At 48.9% G+C, this 16,042-nt stretch carries 12 protein-coding genes; 11 read left to right on the top strand and 1 reads right to left on the bottom strand.

What is annotated here, in order from left to right; genetic code table 11:
• Positions 1-387 precede the first annotated feature (387 nt).
• The 4 genes from ABIE48_RS16310 to ABIE48_RS16295 all read left to right on the top strand — a co-directional run bounded on the left by ABIE48_RS16310 (position 388) and on the right by ABIE48_RS16295 (position 3,919).
• A complete protein-coding gene (locus ABIE48_RS16310) occupies positions 388-831 on the top strand; it encodes a MarR family winged helix-turn-helix transcriptional regulator (protein ID WP_076164873.1) in 444 nt (147 codons plus the stop codon).
• A gap of 3 nt (positions 832-834) precedes the next feature.
• A complete protein-coding gene (locus ABIE48_RS16305; protein WP_145018610.1) occupies positions 835-2,634 on the top strand; it encodes a DHA2 family efflux MFS transporter permease subunit in 1,800 nt (599 codons plus the stop codon).
• 41 nt (positions 2,635-2,675) lie between these two features.
• Positions 2,676-3,239, top strand: a complete 564-nt coding sequence (locus ABIE48_RS16300; RefSeq protein WP_105442686.1) for an NAD(P)H-dependent oxidoreductase — start codon at positions 2,676-2,678, stop codon at positions 3,237-3,239.
• 188 nt (positions 3,240-3,427) lie between these two features.
• Positions 3,428-3,919, top strand: a complete 492-nt coding sequence (locus ABIE48_RS16295) for an NUDIX hydrolase (RefSeq protein WP_260869128.1) — start codon at positions 3,428-3,430, stop codon at positions 3,917-3,919.
• Between the two features lie 120 nt (positions 3,920-4,039).
• Here ABIE48_RS16295 and ABIE48_RS16290 read toward each other — a convergent pair whose 3' ends face one another.
• Positions 4,040-4,162: a hypothetical protein gene (locus tag ABIE48_RS16290; RefSeq protein WP_354519288.1), complete on the bottom strand. Its 123-nt coding sequence runs from the start codon at positions 4,160-4,162 to the stop codon at positions 4,040-4,042.
• A 122-nt stretch (positions 4,163-4,284) separates the two neighbouring features.
• Between ABIE48_RS16290 and ABIE48_RS16285 the strand changes: the two genes are divergently transcribed.
• The 7 genes from ABIE48_RS16285 (at position 4,285) to ABIE48_RS16255 (ending at position 15,969) form a co-directional block, all read left to right on the top strand.
• Positions 4,285-6,594: a helix-turn-helix domain-containing protein gene (locus ABIE48_RS16285; RefSeq protein ID WP_192713909.1), complete on the top strand. Its 2,310-nt coding sequence runs from the start codon at positions 4,285-4,287 to the stop codon at positions 6,592-6,594.
• A gap of 156 nt (positions 6,595-6,750) precedes the next feature.
• Positions 6,751-7,665 carry an ABC transporter permease gene (locus tag ABIE48_RS16280; RefSeq protein ID WP_163875335.1) on the top strand — a complete coding sequence of 305 codons (915 nt, stop codon included), beginning with the start codon at positions 6,751-6,753 and terminating at the stop codon, positions 7,663-7,665.
• A 15-nt stretch (positions 7,666-7,680) separates the two neighbouring features.
• Positions 7,681-8,577 (top strand): carbohydrate ABC transporter permease, encoded by an 897-nt coding sequence (locus tag ABIE48_RS16275; protein ID WP_192713910.1) that lies wholly within the window; start codon positions 7,681-7,683, stop codon positions 8,575-8,577.
• A 25-nt stretch (positions 8,578-8,602) separates the two neighbouring features.
• Positions 8,603-10,273 (top strand): ABC transporter substrate-binding protein, encoded by a 1,671-nt coding sequence (locus ABIE48_RS16270; RefSeq protein WP_192713911.1) that lies wholly within the window; start codon positions 8,603-8,605, stop codon positions 10,271-10,273.
• A gap of 265 nt (positions 10,274-10,538) precedes the next feature.
• Positions 10,539-10,988: a DUF1569 domain-containing protein gene (locus tag ABIE48_RS16265; protein WP_145018623.1), complete on the top strand. Its 450-nt coding sequence runs from the start codon at positions 10,539-10,541 to the stop codon at positions 10,986-10,988.
• 375 nt (positions 10,989-11,363) lie between these two features.
• Positions 11,364-13,619, top strand: coding sequence for a glycosyl hydrolase family 95 catalytic domain-containing protein (locus tag ABIE48_RS16260; RefSeq protein ID WP_145018626.1), 2,256 nt, complete (start codon positions 11,364-11,366; stop codon positions 13,617-13,619).
• Between the two features lie 22 nt (positions 13,620-13,641).
• Positions 13,642-15,969 (top strand): helix-turn-helix domain-containing protein, encoded by a 2,328-nt coding sequence (locus tag ABIE48_RS16255; RefSeq protein WP_186325792.1) that lies wholly within the window; start codon positions 13,642-13,644, stop codon positions 15,967-15,969.
• Positions 15,970-16,042 lie beyond the last annotated feature (73 nt).

Below are 16,042 nucleotides of genomic sequence, written 5' to 3'. Positions count from 1 at the left end.
GCTGGCTAGCCGCGTAAATGCGGCTTTTTTTATAACCTTGATTGCTAAAAATTATCCAATTACGAAGCTGGAGATGATTGCAAATTTATTTAACAAACTGGCATAAAACAACGGTGATTTAAATGGACTCAAGGAGCTGAGTAACGATGAACGACTTAAATGTGTCATCCTATGGGTACATTACACCTGCTGATAAAGCCCTTGTCGTATCGTTTCTTTCCACGCTGAAGTCTGAAATATCCTATCCCGAAGGTGTAACCTGTACAATGACAGTCATATTTGAACAAATCGTTCGTGACTACATTTACTACTATGAACTTATTGACATATCGATTAAATGGTTAGATAATAGTTCGCATGCGAAATATTTGCGAAGGGAGCTTAACGTTGCAAGAACAACGGATCCTGGAAATATTCCAAAGCTACCGTGAGGTCCATCAGGCGTTCTTCCAGCTGATGACCAAAGCGGCGAGCAAGCATAAACTCACTGCGCTGCAGCTGATCGTGCTGAGGGTGCTGCGGGAGCACCCTGAGATCCGCCTTTCGGACCTTGCCGAAAAGGTGAAACTCGGCAACAGCACGACCAGCGGCATCGTCGATCGGATGGTCAAGGCCGGTCTCGTGGACCGGGAGAGGACTGAAACCGACAGGCGAGCGATGACGCTGACCCTTTCTGAGAAAGGGATGGCGCTCTGGCGCGAGACGGAAGCCACCCGCTTGCACATGATGCGGTCCCTGCTTGAGCTGCCTGAGGAAGACCAGAGGGAGCTTGACCGCATCCAGCAAAAAGTACTGCAACTTTTAAGAAATTATAGAGAGGAAGAAGCTTAAGCCATGACCACTATGGTATCCAATCACTTGCGCAAGGGGCCGATCATGGCCTCCTTGCTCATCGCCGCGTTTGTGGCGCTGTTAAGCCAAACGGTGCTTAACGTCGCGCTACCGAAAATGATGGCGGATCTCAATGTAACGGAAAGCACGATCCAGTGGCTGTCTAACGGTTATATGCTGGTGAACGGCGTACTTGTGCCCGTCAGTGCCTTCCTGATTAACCGGTTTACAACCCGGAAATTGTTTCTGGTGGCCTCATCCATGTTTGCACTGGGCACGGTCATCTGTGCGTTATCCGGCGATTTCAGCTGGCTGCTGGCCGGCCGTCTCGTGCAGGCTTGTGGTGCCGGCATTCTAATGCCGCTTATGACGGTCGTTACGCTGACCATCTTCCCGGTCGAGGAACGCGGTAAAGCAATGGGCCTGATGGGGGTCGCAATGATTTTCGCGCCGGCCATCGGACCAACGCTCTCCGGCTGGATCGTCGAGAATTATGACTGGCACGTGCTGTTCTACATCGTGCTGCCGCTGGCGATCATCGCCGTGATTTTCGGCGCCTTCTCGATGAAGGACGTCATCAAGACGTCCCGTCCGAAGCTCGACGTCCTGAGCGTGATCCTGTCGACACTCGGGTTCGGCGGACTGCTGTACGGCTTCAGTGAAGCCGGTACGAAAGGCTGGGACTCGGAGGAAGTCATCATCTGCCTGGCCGTCGGCGCGGTCGCGCTCATCCTGTTCATTGTGCGCTCGATCATGGTGAAGAATCCGCTGCTCGAAATGCGCGTGTTCAAATATTCCATGTTCTCGCTCACGTCCCTGATTAACGCCATCATCACCATGGCGATGTTTTCCGGCATGATCCTGCTGCCAATCTTCTTACAGAACATCCGCCACTTTTCGCCGCTTGATTCTGGTCTCCTGCTGCTGCCGGGGGCCATTCTGATGGGTATCATGTCTCCGATCACGGGCATGGTGTTCGACAAAATCGGCGCGCGCTGGCTGGCTGTCGCTGGTCTTATCATCACAACCATCACGACGTACGAGTTCAGCCATCTGGAAGCCGATTCATCATACAACCATATGATGCTCATTTATACGGCGCGGATGTTCGGGATGTCCATGCTGATGATGCCGATCCAGACAGCAGGCCTCAACCAGCTGCCGCGCCGCCTGAACGCGCACGGCTCGGCGATGTCCCAGACGCTGCGGAACGTATCAGGCGCGCTCGGAACCGCCTTGCTCGTCACGGTCATGACGAACAGAGCGGCCTCGCACGGGAAAGAGCTCGTCATCGCAGGCCATATCAACCCGAAAGACGCGGTCAAGATGGCCGAGGTCACGCAGCAGGCGACCATTTACGGCATCAACCAGTCCTTCGTCGTGGCCACCTGGCTGACTGTCGCTGCGCTTGTTCTGGCGTTCTTCATCCGCAAGGTGAAGCCTCAAGAGGATACGTTGCAGGCACCGGTTAAAGCGCCCGGGGCGAGTGAGTCGACGGCCCAACCGGCGCCATCTGCAGCTGTAGCCCAACCGGTAGAACAACCGGCACTCGCGGAGGTAGCGGCTCACGCGGACATGCAAAACAAGGATAGCGAATTCCGAAATGCCATTCGAGGGTTTTTAACCCCGTCTCAGCCTGAGAAAGACGAAGGGCAATTCACCGATAAAGAATACCGGAAGGCGCTGCTGAAACTGAAGGATGCCACAAGCCAGGAAGCGGAACCGAATGAAGAAATGTCCCCCGACCAAGCTTACCGGGAAACGCTCAAGAAATTGAACGGGCTCCTAAAGGAAAACAAATAAAGAAGCGCGTTTGAACAGCGATCAAGAGAGGAGATCAATCGATGAAAATCTATATTGTGTATGATAGCGAAGCGGGGCATACAGAACAGCTGGCCCGTTCCATTGCCAAAGGCGCCCAAAGCGTGGAAGGCACGGAGGTGTTCATCAATCACGTGAGTAAGGCAAACGTCAAAGATCTTGCCGATATGGATGCGATTATTTGGGGATGCCCCGGACACTTCGGCACGATTAGCTCCGGCTTAAAGGAGTGGATCGATAAGCTCGGGTATTTGTGGGCAAACGGGACGTTGGTTGATAAAATCGGCGCGGTATTTTGTACCACGGCAACCATTCATGGCGGGATCGAGGCGACCTTGCTAAACCTGGTTACACCGATGCTGCATCAAGGCATGATGGTTGTCGGCTTGCCGGCTAATATTCCGGAGAATGCACTGTACGGCAGTTATTATGGGGTCGGAGTGACATCCCCTGTTGAAGATACCCGCGATGACCTGATCCAATCGCTATTTACGAAGGGTCTCGGACTGGGAGAAGCCCTTGGAAAACGTGTGGCCAATACGGCAAACACCATTGCGGCAGGCAAGAAATTGCTGAGCAACCCTTAAGTGACCTAAAGCAAGTACCCGCTGGGACATCCCCAGCGGGCTAATATCAACGAGAGCGCAGTCCCATTGTTATGGACCGCGCTCTTCTTTTTGATTGAACGAGCAAACATTAATCCTCGACAATGAACATTGTTAGGCCGAAAATAAAATGGTAAGTATAATTACTGTTAGCTTGGGGGAATGGCAGGGTGGATGATATCAATGACAATTTTCATAGGCATCTGGGGGTTTATGGAATTTGTACAGCTGATCACTGTATATTAGTTATTCGAAAGGTCTTAGGTCCCTACACAGGGAAATATGATTTGCCTGGTGGCCGATTAGAGAAGATGGAGTCTTTAGAGCAAGGGATCATAAGAGAACTCCGAGAAGAAACGGGATACACAGTTCGAAAGCTTAAAAATATTGGGGTTTGTGATTTTTCTGTGATGTGGACCTTACAAGATCATACAATAGAACATTTACATCATATTGCCATTCTATATGAAGTTGATGTTGATTCAGAAGAGATCACTAATGCCGTTGAATCGTTTGAAGGACAAGATTCAGAAGGGGCTATTTGGCTGGACTTTGATGAAGTCAATTGTAACAATTCATCGCCTTTGGTATTGCAGGCAATGAAATGGGTACGTACTGGGACCATTGCAGTTGCGGGTGGTTCTTTTGATTATACAATCTAAGTCTAACATGAAGTACATATTTACCGAAATTTCCATTCCTAAGGAACTAGAAGAACCACAGCAGCCGCGGGCAGATTTTATCGGCCGCAGCTGTTACGAATTGGAGTTCTCAGGATCCTTTCAATTAGCGTCAAAAGCCGGCTTTAGAACCGTTTCGGCCCAATGGCGGAACCGGGTGGGCGAGGTGTTTTCCGGCGTACGGTGAAGCGAGTTGAAGATCCCGTCCGCTCCGGCTATGTCCATGTGCAGTGATCACCAATTGACCGATATGGTTAGAAATATTTATAATTTTCATTTTTGGTGACGGCTTACCAGGTTCTTGCTATATTGGAGTTACCGATAACTCTAGGAAGGATGGAACCCATTTGAAAGAAGCATCAGGTAGCCATGCAGTGCTGTTATTCCGCTTATTTGTGCCGTACGCCGTCATTTTATTGGCCTCGCTACTGGTTGGTTGGTTTGCTTATCACAAAACATCCGAGCTGGTTGAGAGTGAATCGCGGGAAAGGAATTCAGCAGTACTGGGCCAGGTCAGGGAATCGCTTGATCGACGGTTTGCCGAAATCGAGACGATCGCTCGGCAAATGTCCAGCGAGTCCAAAGTGCTCTCTTTTCAGTTTGTCAAATCACCCTTTTCCGATACGTATCCCTACAGGCTCTGGGAGCTCGAAAAAAGCCTGTTCGATTACCAGGTCTTCAATCATTTTATCGTGGACTATTATATCGCTTACAAAAACAGCGGTATGGTCGTTTCGCCGGGAAAGGTATACACGAGCAGGCAGCTTTATGATCTTCAGCTTCATTATGAAGGGTTATCTTATGAGGATTGGTATAAGCAATTGTTCAATGAATTTCATTATAAGTCCTACATGCCTGGAACTGAGGTAGAGTATGAAGGCAAAGCCTACTCGGTAGTGAGTTACATGCAGTCTTTCGGGAGCAGGGACAGCCAGGGAATGATTACGGTGTTAATCGATAATAAGCAGATTCAGGAGATGCTGGGCCACATCGATATAGAGCAAGGGGGCTTTGCTTACATTGCGGATCAGAACGGGAGGGTGATCAGTCAAATTGGAGATGTGTATCCGGATTCAAATTTGAAAGCGCTTGCAGGCAGAGAAGGGTTTTCCAGAGGCCAGTGGAAGGGCGAAGATATGCTGATCACTCAAACAACCTCCGGATACAATGGATGGACCTATGTGGCGGCACAGCCCGAGGCAGTCGTACTCAGGAAGGCACATTACATCAAAGAGCTGACGCTAAGTGTGTTCACGGCGTCGCTGGCTTTGGGGCTTGTCGCGGCCTTTGTTCTGGCTTACCGCAGCAGCACTCCCGTCATCAAGCTCCAGCGAATGCTTCCTTCGGCCGACAGAAGGGGGACTAATCGGAACCGCTTGCTCCGGCTAAACGCGATGGAGGATATCCACCATTCGGTATCGGAGCTGATTGACAGCCGTGAAGAGTTAAGACGCAGGCTGGATGAGCAGCTCCCGCTCATGCAAAACGTGTTTTTTGACAGGCTTCTAAAGGGCGGCTTTACCTCTATGGAAGACGTGGAAAATGCTATGGATCATGCCAAGATTTCCATATGCGGCAGCTGCCATACGCTGGCGGTCATCCGGCTGGGGGGATATCAGGCACCTTATAATGAGGGGATGCTCACTGAGCTCGATATTGTAAAGATGGCGGTCTCCGACCGGATTTCTGGGATGGAACCCGAATCGTTAAAAATTCATGATCTTGGAGAAAACCAGCTTGCCTTATTGCTAAGCAGCCATGCAGACACGGAAGAGCAGTGCCGCGAAGAAGTCAAACGCCGGTTGACCCGTATTTTTGATCAAATCCTTAGTCTGCACCAAGCCGGAATCACCATTGCGGTCGGCGGACAGCAGAGCCGGTTGACGGAAATTTACCGTTCTTTTGGGGAGGCCATATTCGTCCAAATTCATGCCCATTGGGGCGGAAGAGAACAGATTACATTTCATGATGACATGAAGTTGGCGGTTCCTGCATACTTTTTCCCTTCCGACGTGGAGCAGAGGCTGATTCACATGGTGAAATCCGGGAATTACCAGGAAACTCAACAGCTGATCCAGATGATTCGGGATAAAAACAATGTAGAGTTGCAGACATCCCTTGCCGTAGAACGCATTCTGTCACAGGAACTCTGTGGAACGCTTTTGAAATGCCGCGAACGGGGGCAGCAGGGACCGGACGGTATGATGCCGGAGATAGATACCATTCTGAAGGCAGCCGACCCCCGCATGGATCCGGCTTCTTTGATAGAAATGGTTCAACGGGCACTGCTTGAGCTGTGCAGACAGAACGAGCAGCGTAAAAAAAGCCATAATGATAAGCTCGCCGTCCAACTCGCCTCCTTTATCCACGAACATTTTCATGATCCGGACCTCAGTCTGGCTATGCTGGCGAGGGAGGCACGTACTTCCGAGGCATACGTATCCTACTTTTTTAAAGAGCATATAGGGCTTAACTTTTCCGACTACTTGGAAAATATCCGTATGAACAGGGCCAAAGCCTTACTCGCCGGAGAAAACAGGCCTATTAGTGAAATCGCCCTCTCCGTCGGCTACCTTTCCCTTAATTCTTTCAGCCGTGCGTTTAAACGGGCCAATGGAGTAAGCGCGACCGAATACAGGCGTTTAAATCAAGCCTAATCCTTTCATCACTTGAGATTTGTATAGTCCATAAATCGGGAATAATGCCTTTTCTAAAATTTCGCATAGTGAAAGAAACGTGCAGATTTACCCGGAATTCCTCCCCGTTCTATACTTCGATCACCGGCTGGTACCACATGGCAAAGTAAGGGGGGGATGAAGCTGAAGACGTTGAAGGAGTTGAGGAAAGGCTGGCAGTTGTACGCACTTTTTTTGCTGCCGCTGCTGTATATCATCATTTTTAAATACGTGCCGATGTATGGTGCCCAAATCGCATTCAAGGAATTTAATGTGACCAAAGGGATTACGGGGAGCCCTTGGGTCGGGTTTGGGCAGTTTGAACGATTCTTCCGGTCCCATGAGTTCTGGAGGCTGCTGAAAAATACGCTTTCCATCAGTTTCTACACATTACTGGCGAGCTTCCCGTTTCCGATAGCCCTTGCACTCGGTCTGAATTACGTCAGGAACCGCCGTTTCAAAAATACGGTTCAGATGGTGACCTATGCTCCTTATTTCATTTCACTGGTTGTACTGGTAGGACTGCTGCTGCAGTTCCTCGATCCGCGGACAGGAATGATTAACACGGTGCTTGGATGGGCAGGGCTTGGACCCTACCATTTTATGGCCAAGGCTTCCTGGTTTCAATCGATCTACGTATGGTCTAACGTATGGCAAAATACGGGTTTTTCCTGCATTATTTACCTGGCTGCGCTATCGGGGATTGATCCCGCGCTGCATGAAGCAGCCGTGATGGACGGGGCTACCAAGGTGCAGCGCATGCGGCATATCGATCTCCCGGGGATTATGCCCATTGCGGTCATCCTGTTGATTCTGAATACAGGTCAGATGATGGAGACAGGCTTTGAGAAAATTTTGCTTATGCAAAACTCACTGAACCTCCGTTCCTCGGAAGTCATTGACACTTATGTGTATAAAGTCGGCCTGGTCTCCCAGGCCATGAACTTCTCCTATGCAACGGCGATCGGACTTTTCAAGTCTGTCATCGGCTTTATTCTGCTGCTAGTCGTGAATCAGACCGCGAAGAAACTGAAGCAAGAAAGCTTATGGTAGAAGGGGATGCAAGTTATGAAACCATCCATAATGAAGGAAGCTAGGGCCGACCGATGGTTCTCCCTAATGAATTATGCCGTGTTATCCATTATTTTGATCGTTGTCCTATACCCACTCATATTTGTGGTCAGTGCGTCATTTAGTTCCAGCACGGCTGTTTTATCCGGCAGGGTATGGCTATGGCCGGTTGAGCCTACTTTAGAAGGCTATCGGGCTGTCTTCAAAAATGCCATGGTCGTTAAAGGCTTTTTGAACACGATGTTTTATACCGTTGCTGGGACCGGGATCAATTTGGTATTCAGTGTGATGGCAGCCTATCCGCTGTCCCGCAAGGATTTTCGAGGAAGAAATGGTTTTATGCTGCTCTTCGTATTCACGATGATGTTTAGCGGGGGACTCATTCCTTCGTATTTGCTTGTCAAAGATCTAGGCATGATCGACACCGTATGGGCGATGCTGCTTCCAGCTGCTCTTTCCGTTTGGAATGTGATCATTATGCGGACTTACTTTCAGACGACGATTCCGGATGAACTCCTCGAAGCTTCTCAACTAGACGGGTGCAGCGATTTACGATTCCTGCTCCGCATCGTTCTCCCTTTGTCCGGACCCATATTAGCGGTTATTTCCTTGTTTTATGCAGTAGGTCACTGGAATCAATATTTTAACGCGATGATTTATTTGAAACGGGCGGAATTGTATCCGCTTCAATTGGTTCTCCGCGACATCCTGGTTCAAAACGAGGTCAATATTGACATGCTCGGAGATGCCAAAACCGCTGCTGCACGGCAGGGATTGCGGGAACTGCTAAAATATTCGCTCATTGTGGTCACATCCTTTCCGCTGCTTGTCGTATACCCGTTTGTACAGAAATTTTTTGTCAAAGGGGTCATGATCGGATCGTTGAAAGGCTAATACCCCAATATGATGGAGGGCTGTTATGAGGAACTTCGTAAAAAAAACCATTGGTATGGCTGCAGTTCTGAGCTTGCTGCTGGCAGGATGCTCTACGGAATCAGGATCCAAGCCAGCTGAACCGGATCGGAAAGCATCCGGAACGGACATTCAACTGACGGCGCCAGGCACCTACCCGCTGGTCCAAGAGAAGACAACGCTAAAGGTCATGGTGCGCGGCAACCCGCTGGTCGAAAATTTCGAAACGAACGAATTCACGAAATGGTATGAAGAAAAAACGAATGTGCACATAGAATGGGAAGTCGTCCCGGAGCAAAGCATGCAGGAAAAACTGAACCTCGTACTGGCGAGTGAAGATTATCCCGATGTGATTATGGGTCTGAACATTTCTCCGTCACAGCAAATGATTTATGGCTCGCAGGGCGCTTTTCTTCCGTTGAATGATCTGATTGAGAAGCAGGGGCTGCAGACGAAAAAAATGTTTCAAGAGAATCACGAAATTAAATCCATGATCACGGCTATAGACGGAAACATTTATGCATTGCCGGAAGTCAATGACTGCTATCATTGTTCCATGAGCCAAAAGATGTGGATCTACGAGCATTGGCTCAAAAAATTGAATCTGAAGATGCCTGAAACGACGGAGGGCCTTTACCAAGTGCTGAAGGCGTTCAAAGAACAGGACCCGAACGGGAACGGCAAAAAAGATGAAATTCCATTGGCTATCACTCAAAAGTCGTGGAGATCCTCGATCGACGCTTTCCTCATGAACTCGTTTATCTATAACCCGATCTATGGATCAGGTTATAAGCATATGTTCGTCAAGGAGGGGAAGGTAGACGTCGGCTACAACAAGCCGGAGTGGCGAGAAGGTCTTCGGTATATTCAAAAGCTGTACCAAGAGGGGCTGATAGCTCAAGAATCTTTTACCCAGGACGAAAACCAGCTGATTCAGCTGGGCGAAAATCAGGATGCCGTCATCATGGGAGCATCCACGGGCGGACACCAAGGGGTGTTTACCCAACTGCTTGGCGACAGCGGCCGATGGCTTGAATATAAAGCTGTCCCTCCATTAAAAGGGCCGGAAGGCAAACGGTTTGCAGCCGTGGATACTACGGCATTGACTCCAGGCGCGTTTGTCATTACGAAAAAAGCGAAGAATCCCGAGCTGGCGATGCGCTGGGCGGATGGGTTGTATGAAAAAGAGCATACCCTCCGCAGCGTTTACGGCCGTCCTGGGCAGGAGTGGCGTGATGCGGAGAAAGGGGAGATTGGCATTAGCGGTAAGCCGGCGGTATGGTCTGAGCTTAAATCGTTCGGTACTGTGCAAAATGTGAACTGGGCACAGACGGGCCCGGCGCTCCGTACCAATGACTTCCGATTGTCTGCGGTTGCAAAAGGTGACGACGATCTGGAGGTTATATTATATCAGGAAACGAAAAATAAATATGAACCCTATAAGCCGACGGATGTGAGTACGCTCCCTCCGCTCTTCCTGACCAATGAGCAGGCAACCGAGGCTGCGGATTTGGCCAAGACGATCAACGATTATGTTGATGAAATGATCGCTCGCTTCGTGATTGGCGATGCAAGTTTGGATCAGGACTGGGATAGCTATGTCAGCCAATTGGATGCCATGAATCTGAAGCGGTATCTCGAAATTTATCAGACAGCATATGATAGCCGCAGTAAATAAAACAGACGAAGAGCATGACCATCGACAAGGGGAAGCACCAAGGGTATATAAAGGTCGGTGAACAATAGCTCATTCATGACACGACGGCAGCCGGCCCAAATCATCGGCTGCCATCGTTACGTTATCAGGCAGTAGACGTTTGCATGCAAAGGTTGCTGCAATGGAATAGCAATCTCGAAGAAATCGAGTATGCGAATAAAGGTATAATAAGCTTTGTAAACGTCTAGCTATTCATTTGTCAGTCAATAAATTGAAGGAGTCTGTGATGAAAAACATCTTTAATCAAACGGACACTGTGGAGATCTTGAGCCGGATAGACAAATTGAGCCCAAATTCACGCGCTCAATGGGGTAAGATGGATGTTGCCCAAATGCTAGCTCATTGCTCATCTTTCCATGACATTGCAATGGGCAATACCTTTCCCCCAAGAGGTTGGTTAGGCATATTCATTGGAACGTTTGTGAAACCAATGTTTTATAATGACAAGCCACCTGCCCGCAACATGTCCACGATTCCTACAATTATGATTGTAGAAGAAAAAGAATTTGAAACAGAAAAAGTAAAATTAAAACAAAAAATTGTAACATTCCAAAGCAATGGCCCGGAAAAATGTACGTCTCATCCACATCCCTTTTTTGGAAAGCTGACTCCTGAGCAATGGGGAAAAGGATTATACAAGCACCTAGACCATCACTTAAATCAATTTGGTGTTTAGTCATTCACAGAAGTATCAAGGACTGCCAAGATAAAACCCTCACTTATCATGTTATGGTAGGTGAGGGTTTTAACGTGTTTAGATGATAGGATCCATGCGGCATATTTCGAGTAAGGCCAGAGCATAAGCTGCGCCATCTTCTTCACAGTACCGTGTCACCATGTGTACCCGTTCCTGCACGTAAGAGACTTTTAGGATCCTGATACAAAAACCAAAACTGACAGTAAACCAGAAGATGTATAATGTATTGGATAAGTAAAACCACCTTGGATGAAGGTCGAGTCTTTTTGGTTGACTGATTATGTAAGCGGATACATACTGTAAGGCAGGTCATAAGGTTATTACAACTACCCGAAAATAGAGGAGGAAAAGCAAATGAGCATGTGCATTCAAACCCACATCGATTGGCCCGCATTCTTGTCCCGTCACGATATGTTATGGCAAACCAAACCTATAAGCTGGGATGAAGGAGTTTTTATAGGCAACGGTCTTCTTGGAGCCATGATATATAGCGAGGAGCATCGGGATCAACGACATGTGCTGAGGTTCGTGCTGGGACGGACCGACGTGACGGCTTCGCGTGAAGGGGAGGCTAAGGCGTTTCCTGTGCGGGTCCCTATTGGTGAGATCGCGTTGGAAATGGAGGGGTGGATCTATCAGCCTTGTGAGATTCGGCTTGATCTTTGGAATGCTGAAATGCGCGCGGTGATCCCTACGACGAAGGGAGAAGTCAGATTAAGGGCATTGATCCATGCCCTATATCCGGTTCTGGCCTTTGAACTTGATAGCGATGAAGGTGAGCAGAGGGCGGAAATGAGATGGTATTCCTATCCTGAGGTCGATCCCATTCTGAAGAATGCCGATGGAATCAACCTGAACCAATACATACCGGAGATCACTGTCGAACGGATGGAAGAGGAAGGGACTGGCATCGGTGTTCAATCCTATGGCAAGGGTGAAGGCTGCACAACGGCTTGGAAGGTGCACAATTACGGAAGAGTGAAGGAAGGTAGCGGAGAATGCGAAAATGATGTGAGGTATCGCCGTTTATGCCTGTTGACAGTGGTCAACGGAATATCAAGTAAAGACAGGGAAATCGCACGCCATGAACTTGAGAATGTGCCCCAGGAAGATTTGACTTCGTGGATAGCCGAACATCGCCGTTGGTGGCATGACTATTATCCGGCAAGCTTTATCTCGATTCCGGATACGCAGCTCGAAAGCTTTTATTGGATCCAAATGTACAAACTGGCCTCTGCAACAAGAAAAGACCTCCTTCCAATAGATAACCAGGGCCCGTGGATGACCTCAACGCCATGGCCGGGATTATGGTTTAATATGAACGTTCAGATGAGCTATTCACCGGTATATACCGCGAACCGTCTTGAGCTCGGACAATCCCTTATTTCTTCGCTGCGGCAGCATCAGGAGCAATTAATTCGTAACGTTGACGAATCTTTCCGCAGCGATTCGGCTGGCCTGGGGCGAAGCAGCAGCTATGATATGAACAGCCCGGTTGAAGATGAGGTCGGAAATTTAACGTGGATCATGCATAATTGCTGGAGGCAGTACCGCTATTCGATGGACGAGACGCTGCTCCGTGATTTTGTTTATCCGCTGTTGCGGCGAAGCATCTGCCTCTATATGCATCTTCTGGAGGAAGGTCCGGACGGTAGACTCCATCTGCCACCCACGGTATCGCCTGAATACGGCTCGTTTAAACAACTCAAGACCCCCGATGCTCATTACGACCTCTCCCTGCTGCGCTGGGGCTGCGAAACACTGCTGTATGCTGCCAAAAGGATGGGGATCGAAGATCCGCTGCAGGCGCGCTGGGCCGATATTCTTGCCAGGCTTACGCCGCTGCCGGTAGACCAAACAGGATACAAAATCGGAAGGGATCTCAGCCTGGAATTCGGCCATCGTCATTTCAGTCATTTGCTGGCTGTATTCCCGCTGCATATTACCGGAAATTCTGAGGAGGAACGGCAGCTCGCCATTCGTTCCCTCAGACATTGGATAGCCAAGGAAGGTGATCTGCGCGGGTTCAGCTTCACCGGAGCCGCTTCTATTGCAGCAGCAATGGGTCTGGGCGATGAAGCACTAGCCTATTTGCGAAGCTTAATGCATTTGATTAAACCAAATACGATGTATAAAGAGGCGGGTCCGGTCATCGAGACGCCTTTAGCCGGGGCGGAAGCGATTCATGACATGCTGCTGCAAAGTTGGGGGAACATCATTCGGGTATTTCCTGCGGTTCCGGAGACGTGGCAGGAGGCTGTTTTTCACAATTTGCGTGCTGAAGGAGGATTCCTTGTAAGCGCTGCCTCGAAGGCGGGACAAACGATTTTTATCCGCATTCAGAGTCTTGCCGGGGAGCCATGCAGATTGCTAACAGATCTTGCATATTCGGAGCAAGGGTTTGTGATCGAAGTTCAAGGTAAGAGGGCCCAATATATATTACATGAGGATAGATCGATCGAAATTGTGCTGAAATCTGGCGATGAGGCCGTGCTGTATATTTCAGACGGTGAGGAGCCACGGGTAATTGCACCTGTGCCGGCTGAGCCGGGCATGCAGCACTTTTTTGGAAGCAGGAAGCCATGGCGATTGTATGGATTTCCGAAATAAGCCCAGGGAGGCATGAATGATCATGTTTAAGCAGCTGCGCAAGTACAACCGAAGCGTGATAGTGACTTGGCTCATTTCCTATATTACCGTGTTAATGGTGCCCATTCTCATCAGTATTGTTCTGTATTTCATTACCTATCAACAGGTCAAGACGGAAACAAACCGTTCGAATGCGTTGTTATTGGAACAGATGGAGATGTCGATTGACAGCAAGCTGAAAGGGCTGGAGCAGCTGAGCCTGGAGATTGCTTTAAACCGGAATATCTCCAGCTTCTCGAGTGTCGATCCCCCGCTCAGCGATGCTCATTATTATGATTTGTTCCAAATTTCCGAAAGCCTGCGCACGTATAAAAATGCGAATGATTACATTGAGCAAATCTATGTCATGTATACAAACAGTGATACGGTGATCTCCACCTACGATCATATGAACCGCCAGGGTTTGTTTCAAAAGCTGCGCCAGCAGGACGATACCTCTTTTGACCAATGGAGTAGCTTATTTGAGCGAAAATATGTAAACGGCTATACGCCGATGACGTTTTGGGATGGAGGGACTTCAACGCCGGTTGTTGTGTTTGCAAGATCCCTTGTTTTTAACACACCGGGGCAGCCGCCAGCAATCGTACTGTTTGTCATGAAGGATTCGAAATTAATCGAAAGCGCCCCGCGGCATCCGGATGCAAGGATGTTCATTCTGGATACGGAGAGCCGGTATATCGCCGCTCGGACAGATCCAGGCCTCCTGCCGCAGCATCTCACCTACGGGGAGCTTCGGGATCAGCAGGGCATCGTGTATAAAGATGTGCAGAAGCAGCAAGCAGCCGTTTCCTATATCACTTCAAGAATAACGGGCTGGAAATACGTTTCCGTATTACCGGCATCCCTCTTTAACGAGAAAATGCAGTATATGCGCAAGCTCATATGGATCAGTATCGGAATGTGCTTCCTGGTTGGAGGCGTAATTTGCTTCCTTTTTCTGCGGAAAAATTATATGCCGATCCAAGTGATGCTCCAAAGTCTTTCGCATAAATTCGGATTGCGTTTTGACGGAGGTTCAAGTGAATATTCCTTCCTACAAGGTGCCATTCAGCATTATTTTACGGAGAAGGAAGATATGCGTGCCCGTTTAGACCAGCACCGTAACACCATTCGGGCCCATCTCATCCGCAGGCTTCTTAAGGGATCCATAGAAAAGGAGGCTCTTCTTCACGAATCCCTTGCTGCCCATCATATTGAGTTCTCATCCGACCGCTTTGTGGTCATTCTCATGTCCGTGGACGGTTTCGGGAAATTCGAACAGTACGGCCAGAACGGCCTGTCGGATCAAAAGGAGCAGATGCTGCATTTTATTCTGACAAATGTCCTGGTGGATGCAGCAGCGGATGATGCCGCTATATACACGACGGAAATGAATGATGTTCTTGCATGTATTGTGAATTTTCATAAAAGCGATTCTGAAGAGCGGGAGCGGCTTACTCTGCATCGCATATCCGCTCAGGTTCGTGAATTTATGCAGGAACAGATGCAGGTTGAGCTGACGATCGCGGTTGGAGAGGTCTATTCAGACATCTATGGGATCGCACAGTCCTATCATGAGGCACTGGATGCCCTGGAGTATCGGATTGTACTTGGAAGCGGACAGTTCATCCGGTATCGGGATACGCAATTGAATCAGGCGCCGCCGCATCATTATTATTTCCCACTCAGCGTCGAACAGCAGCTCATCTATGTAGTGAAGAGCGGAAATTACGCGAAGGCTGAGGCGCTGATCGAAGATATTTTCCAGAAAAACTTCACGGGACACCCGGTATCCGTTCCACTTGCCAAGTGCTTAATGTATAACATGGCCAGTACGATGCTTAATACGGTTGATGAAGTCAGCGTTACCGGCAAACGATCACTGGAGGCGCATCTCTTGGATGTAGAACCGCTCCTTTCATGTGAGCATGTTCCGCAAATGAAGGAACAATTGAAGGATAAGCTGAGTCAGGTCTGCAGCTGGATTCAAGCCGAGAAGCGGGATCACCACCGCTATTTAATTGAAGATGTACAGCGCTACATAGAGAACCATCTGCACGATCCGAATTTGAATATTTCCATGATCGGAGATGTATTCCGGATGACACCGTCCTATATCTCGCGTCTTTATAAAGATCATACGGGAGAAGCGCTGCTGGACACGATTAACCGTTCGCGTCTGGCCGAAGCCAAAAACCTCCTGAAGCATAACAAGCTGACTGTCAATGAAGTCGCTGGCCGTGTCGGTTATGCGGATGTCAGCACGTTTGTACGAACCTTTAAAAAGTTTGAAGGCATGACTCCCGGAGCATTCCAAAAGGCGGCGCAATGACGCAGAGGACAGACAAGATCACGGTTTTTTAAAGAATTGCCTATCATTTTATGTTTTGTCTATGTTCACTTTC

This window comes from Paenibacillus sp. OAE614 (assembly GCF_040546645.1).
In the GTDB taxonomy this organism is placed as follows: Bacteria; Bacillota; Bacilli; order Paenibacillales; family Paenibacillaceae; genus Paenibacillus_AQ; species Paenibacillus_AQ favisporus.
Note: the sequence above shows the minus strand (reverse complement) of the source record. Positions and strands in the feature narration are given on the sequence as shown.

What these genes read in the sequence shown, in the direction of transcription:
- ABIE48_RS16305 (WP_145018610.1), top strand. Translation starts at nt 835, where the DNA reads ATGACCACTATGGTATCCAATCACTTGCGCAAGGGGCCGATCATGGCC.
- ABIE48_RS16300 (WP_105442686.1), top strand. Translation starts at nt 2,676, where the DNA reads ATGAAAATCTATATTGTGTATGATAGCGAAGCGGGGCATACAGAACAG.
- ABIE48_RS16290 (WP_354519288.1), bottom strand. Translation starts at nt 4,162, where the DNA reads ATGGACATAGCCGGAGCGGACGGGATCTTCAACTCGCTTCACCGTACG.
- ABIE48_RS16280 (WP_163875335.1), top strand. Translation starts at nt 6,751, where the DNA reads ATGAAGCTGAAGACGTTGAAGGAGTTGAGGAAAGGCTGGCAGTTGTAC.
- ABIE48_RS16275 (WP_192713910.1), top strand. Translation starts at nt 7,681, where the DNA reads ATGAAACCATCCATAATGAAGGAAGCTAGGGCCGACCGATGGTTCTCC.
- ABIE48_RS16270 (WP_192713911.1), top strand. Translation starts at nt 8,603, where the DNA reads ATGAGGAACTTCGTAAAAAAAACCATTGGTATGGCTGCAGTTCTGAGC.
- ABIE48_RS16265 (WP_145018623.1), top strand. Translation starts at nt 10,539, where the DNA reads ATGAAAAACATCTTTAATCAAACGGACACTGTGGAGATCTTGAGCCGG.
- ABIE48_RS16260 (WP_145018626.1), top strand. Translation starts at nt 11,364, where the DNA reads ATGAGCATGTGCATTCAAACCCACATCGATTGGCCCGCATTCTTGTCC.
- ABIE48_RS16255 (WP_186325792.1), top strand. Translation starts at nt 13,642, where the DNA reads ATGTTTAAGCAGCTGCGCAAGTACAACCGAAGCGTGATAGTGACTTGG.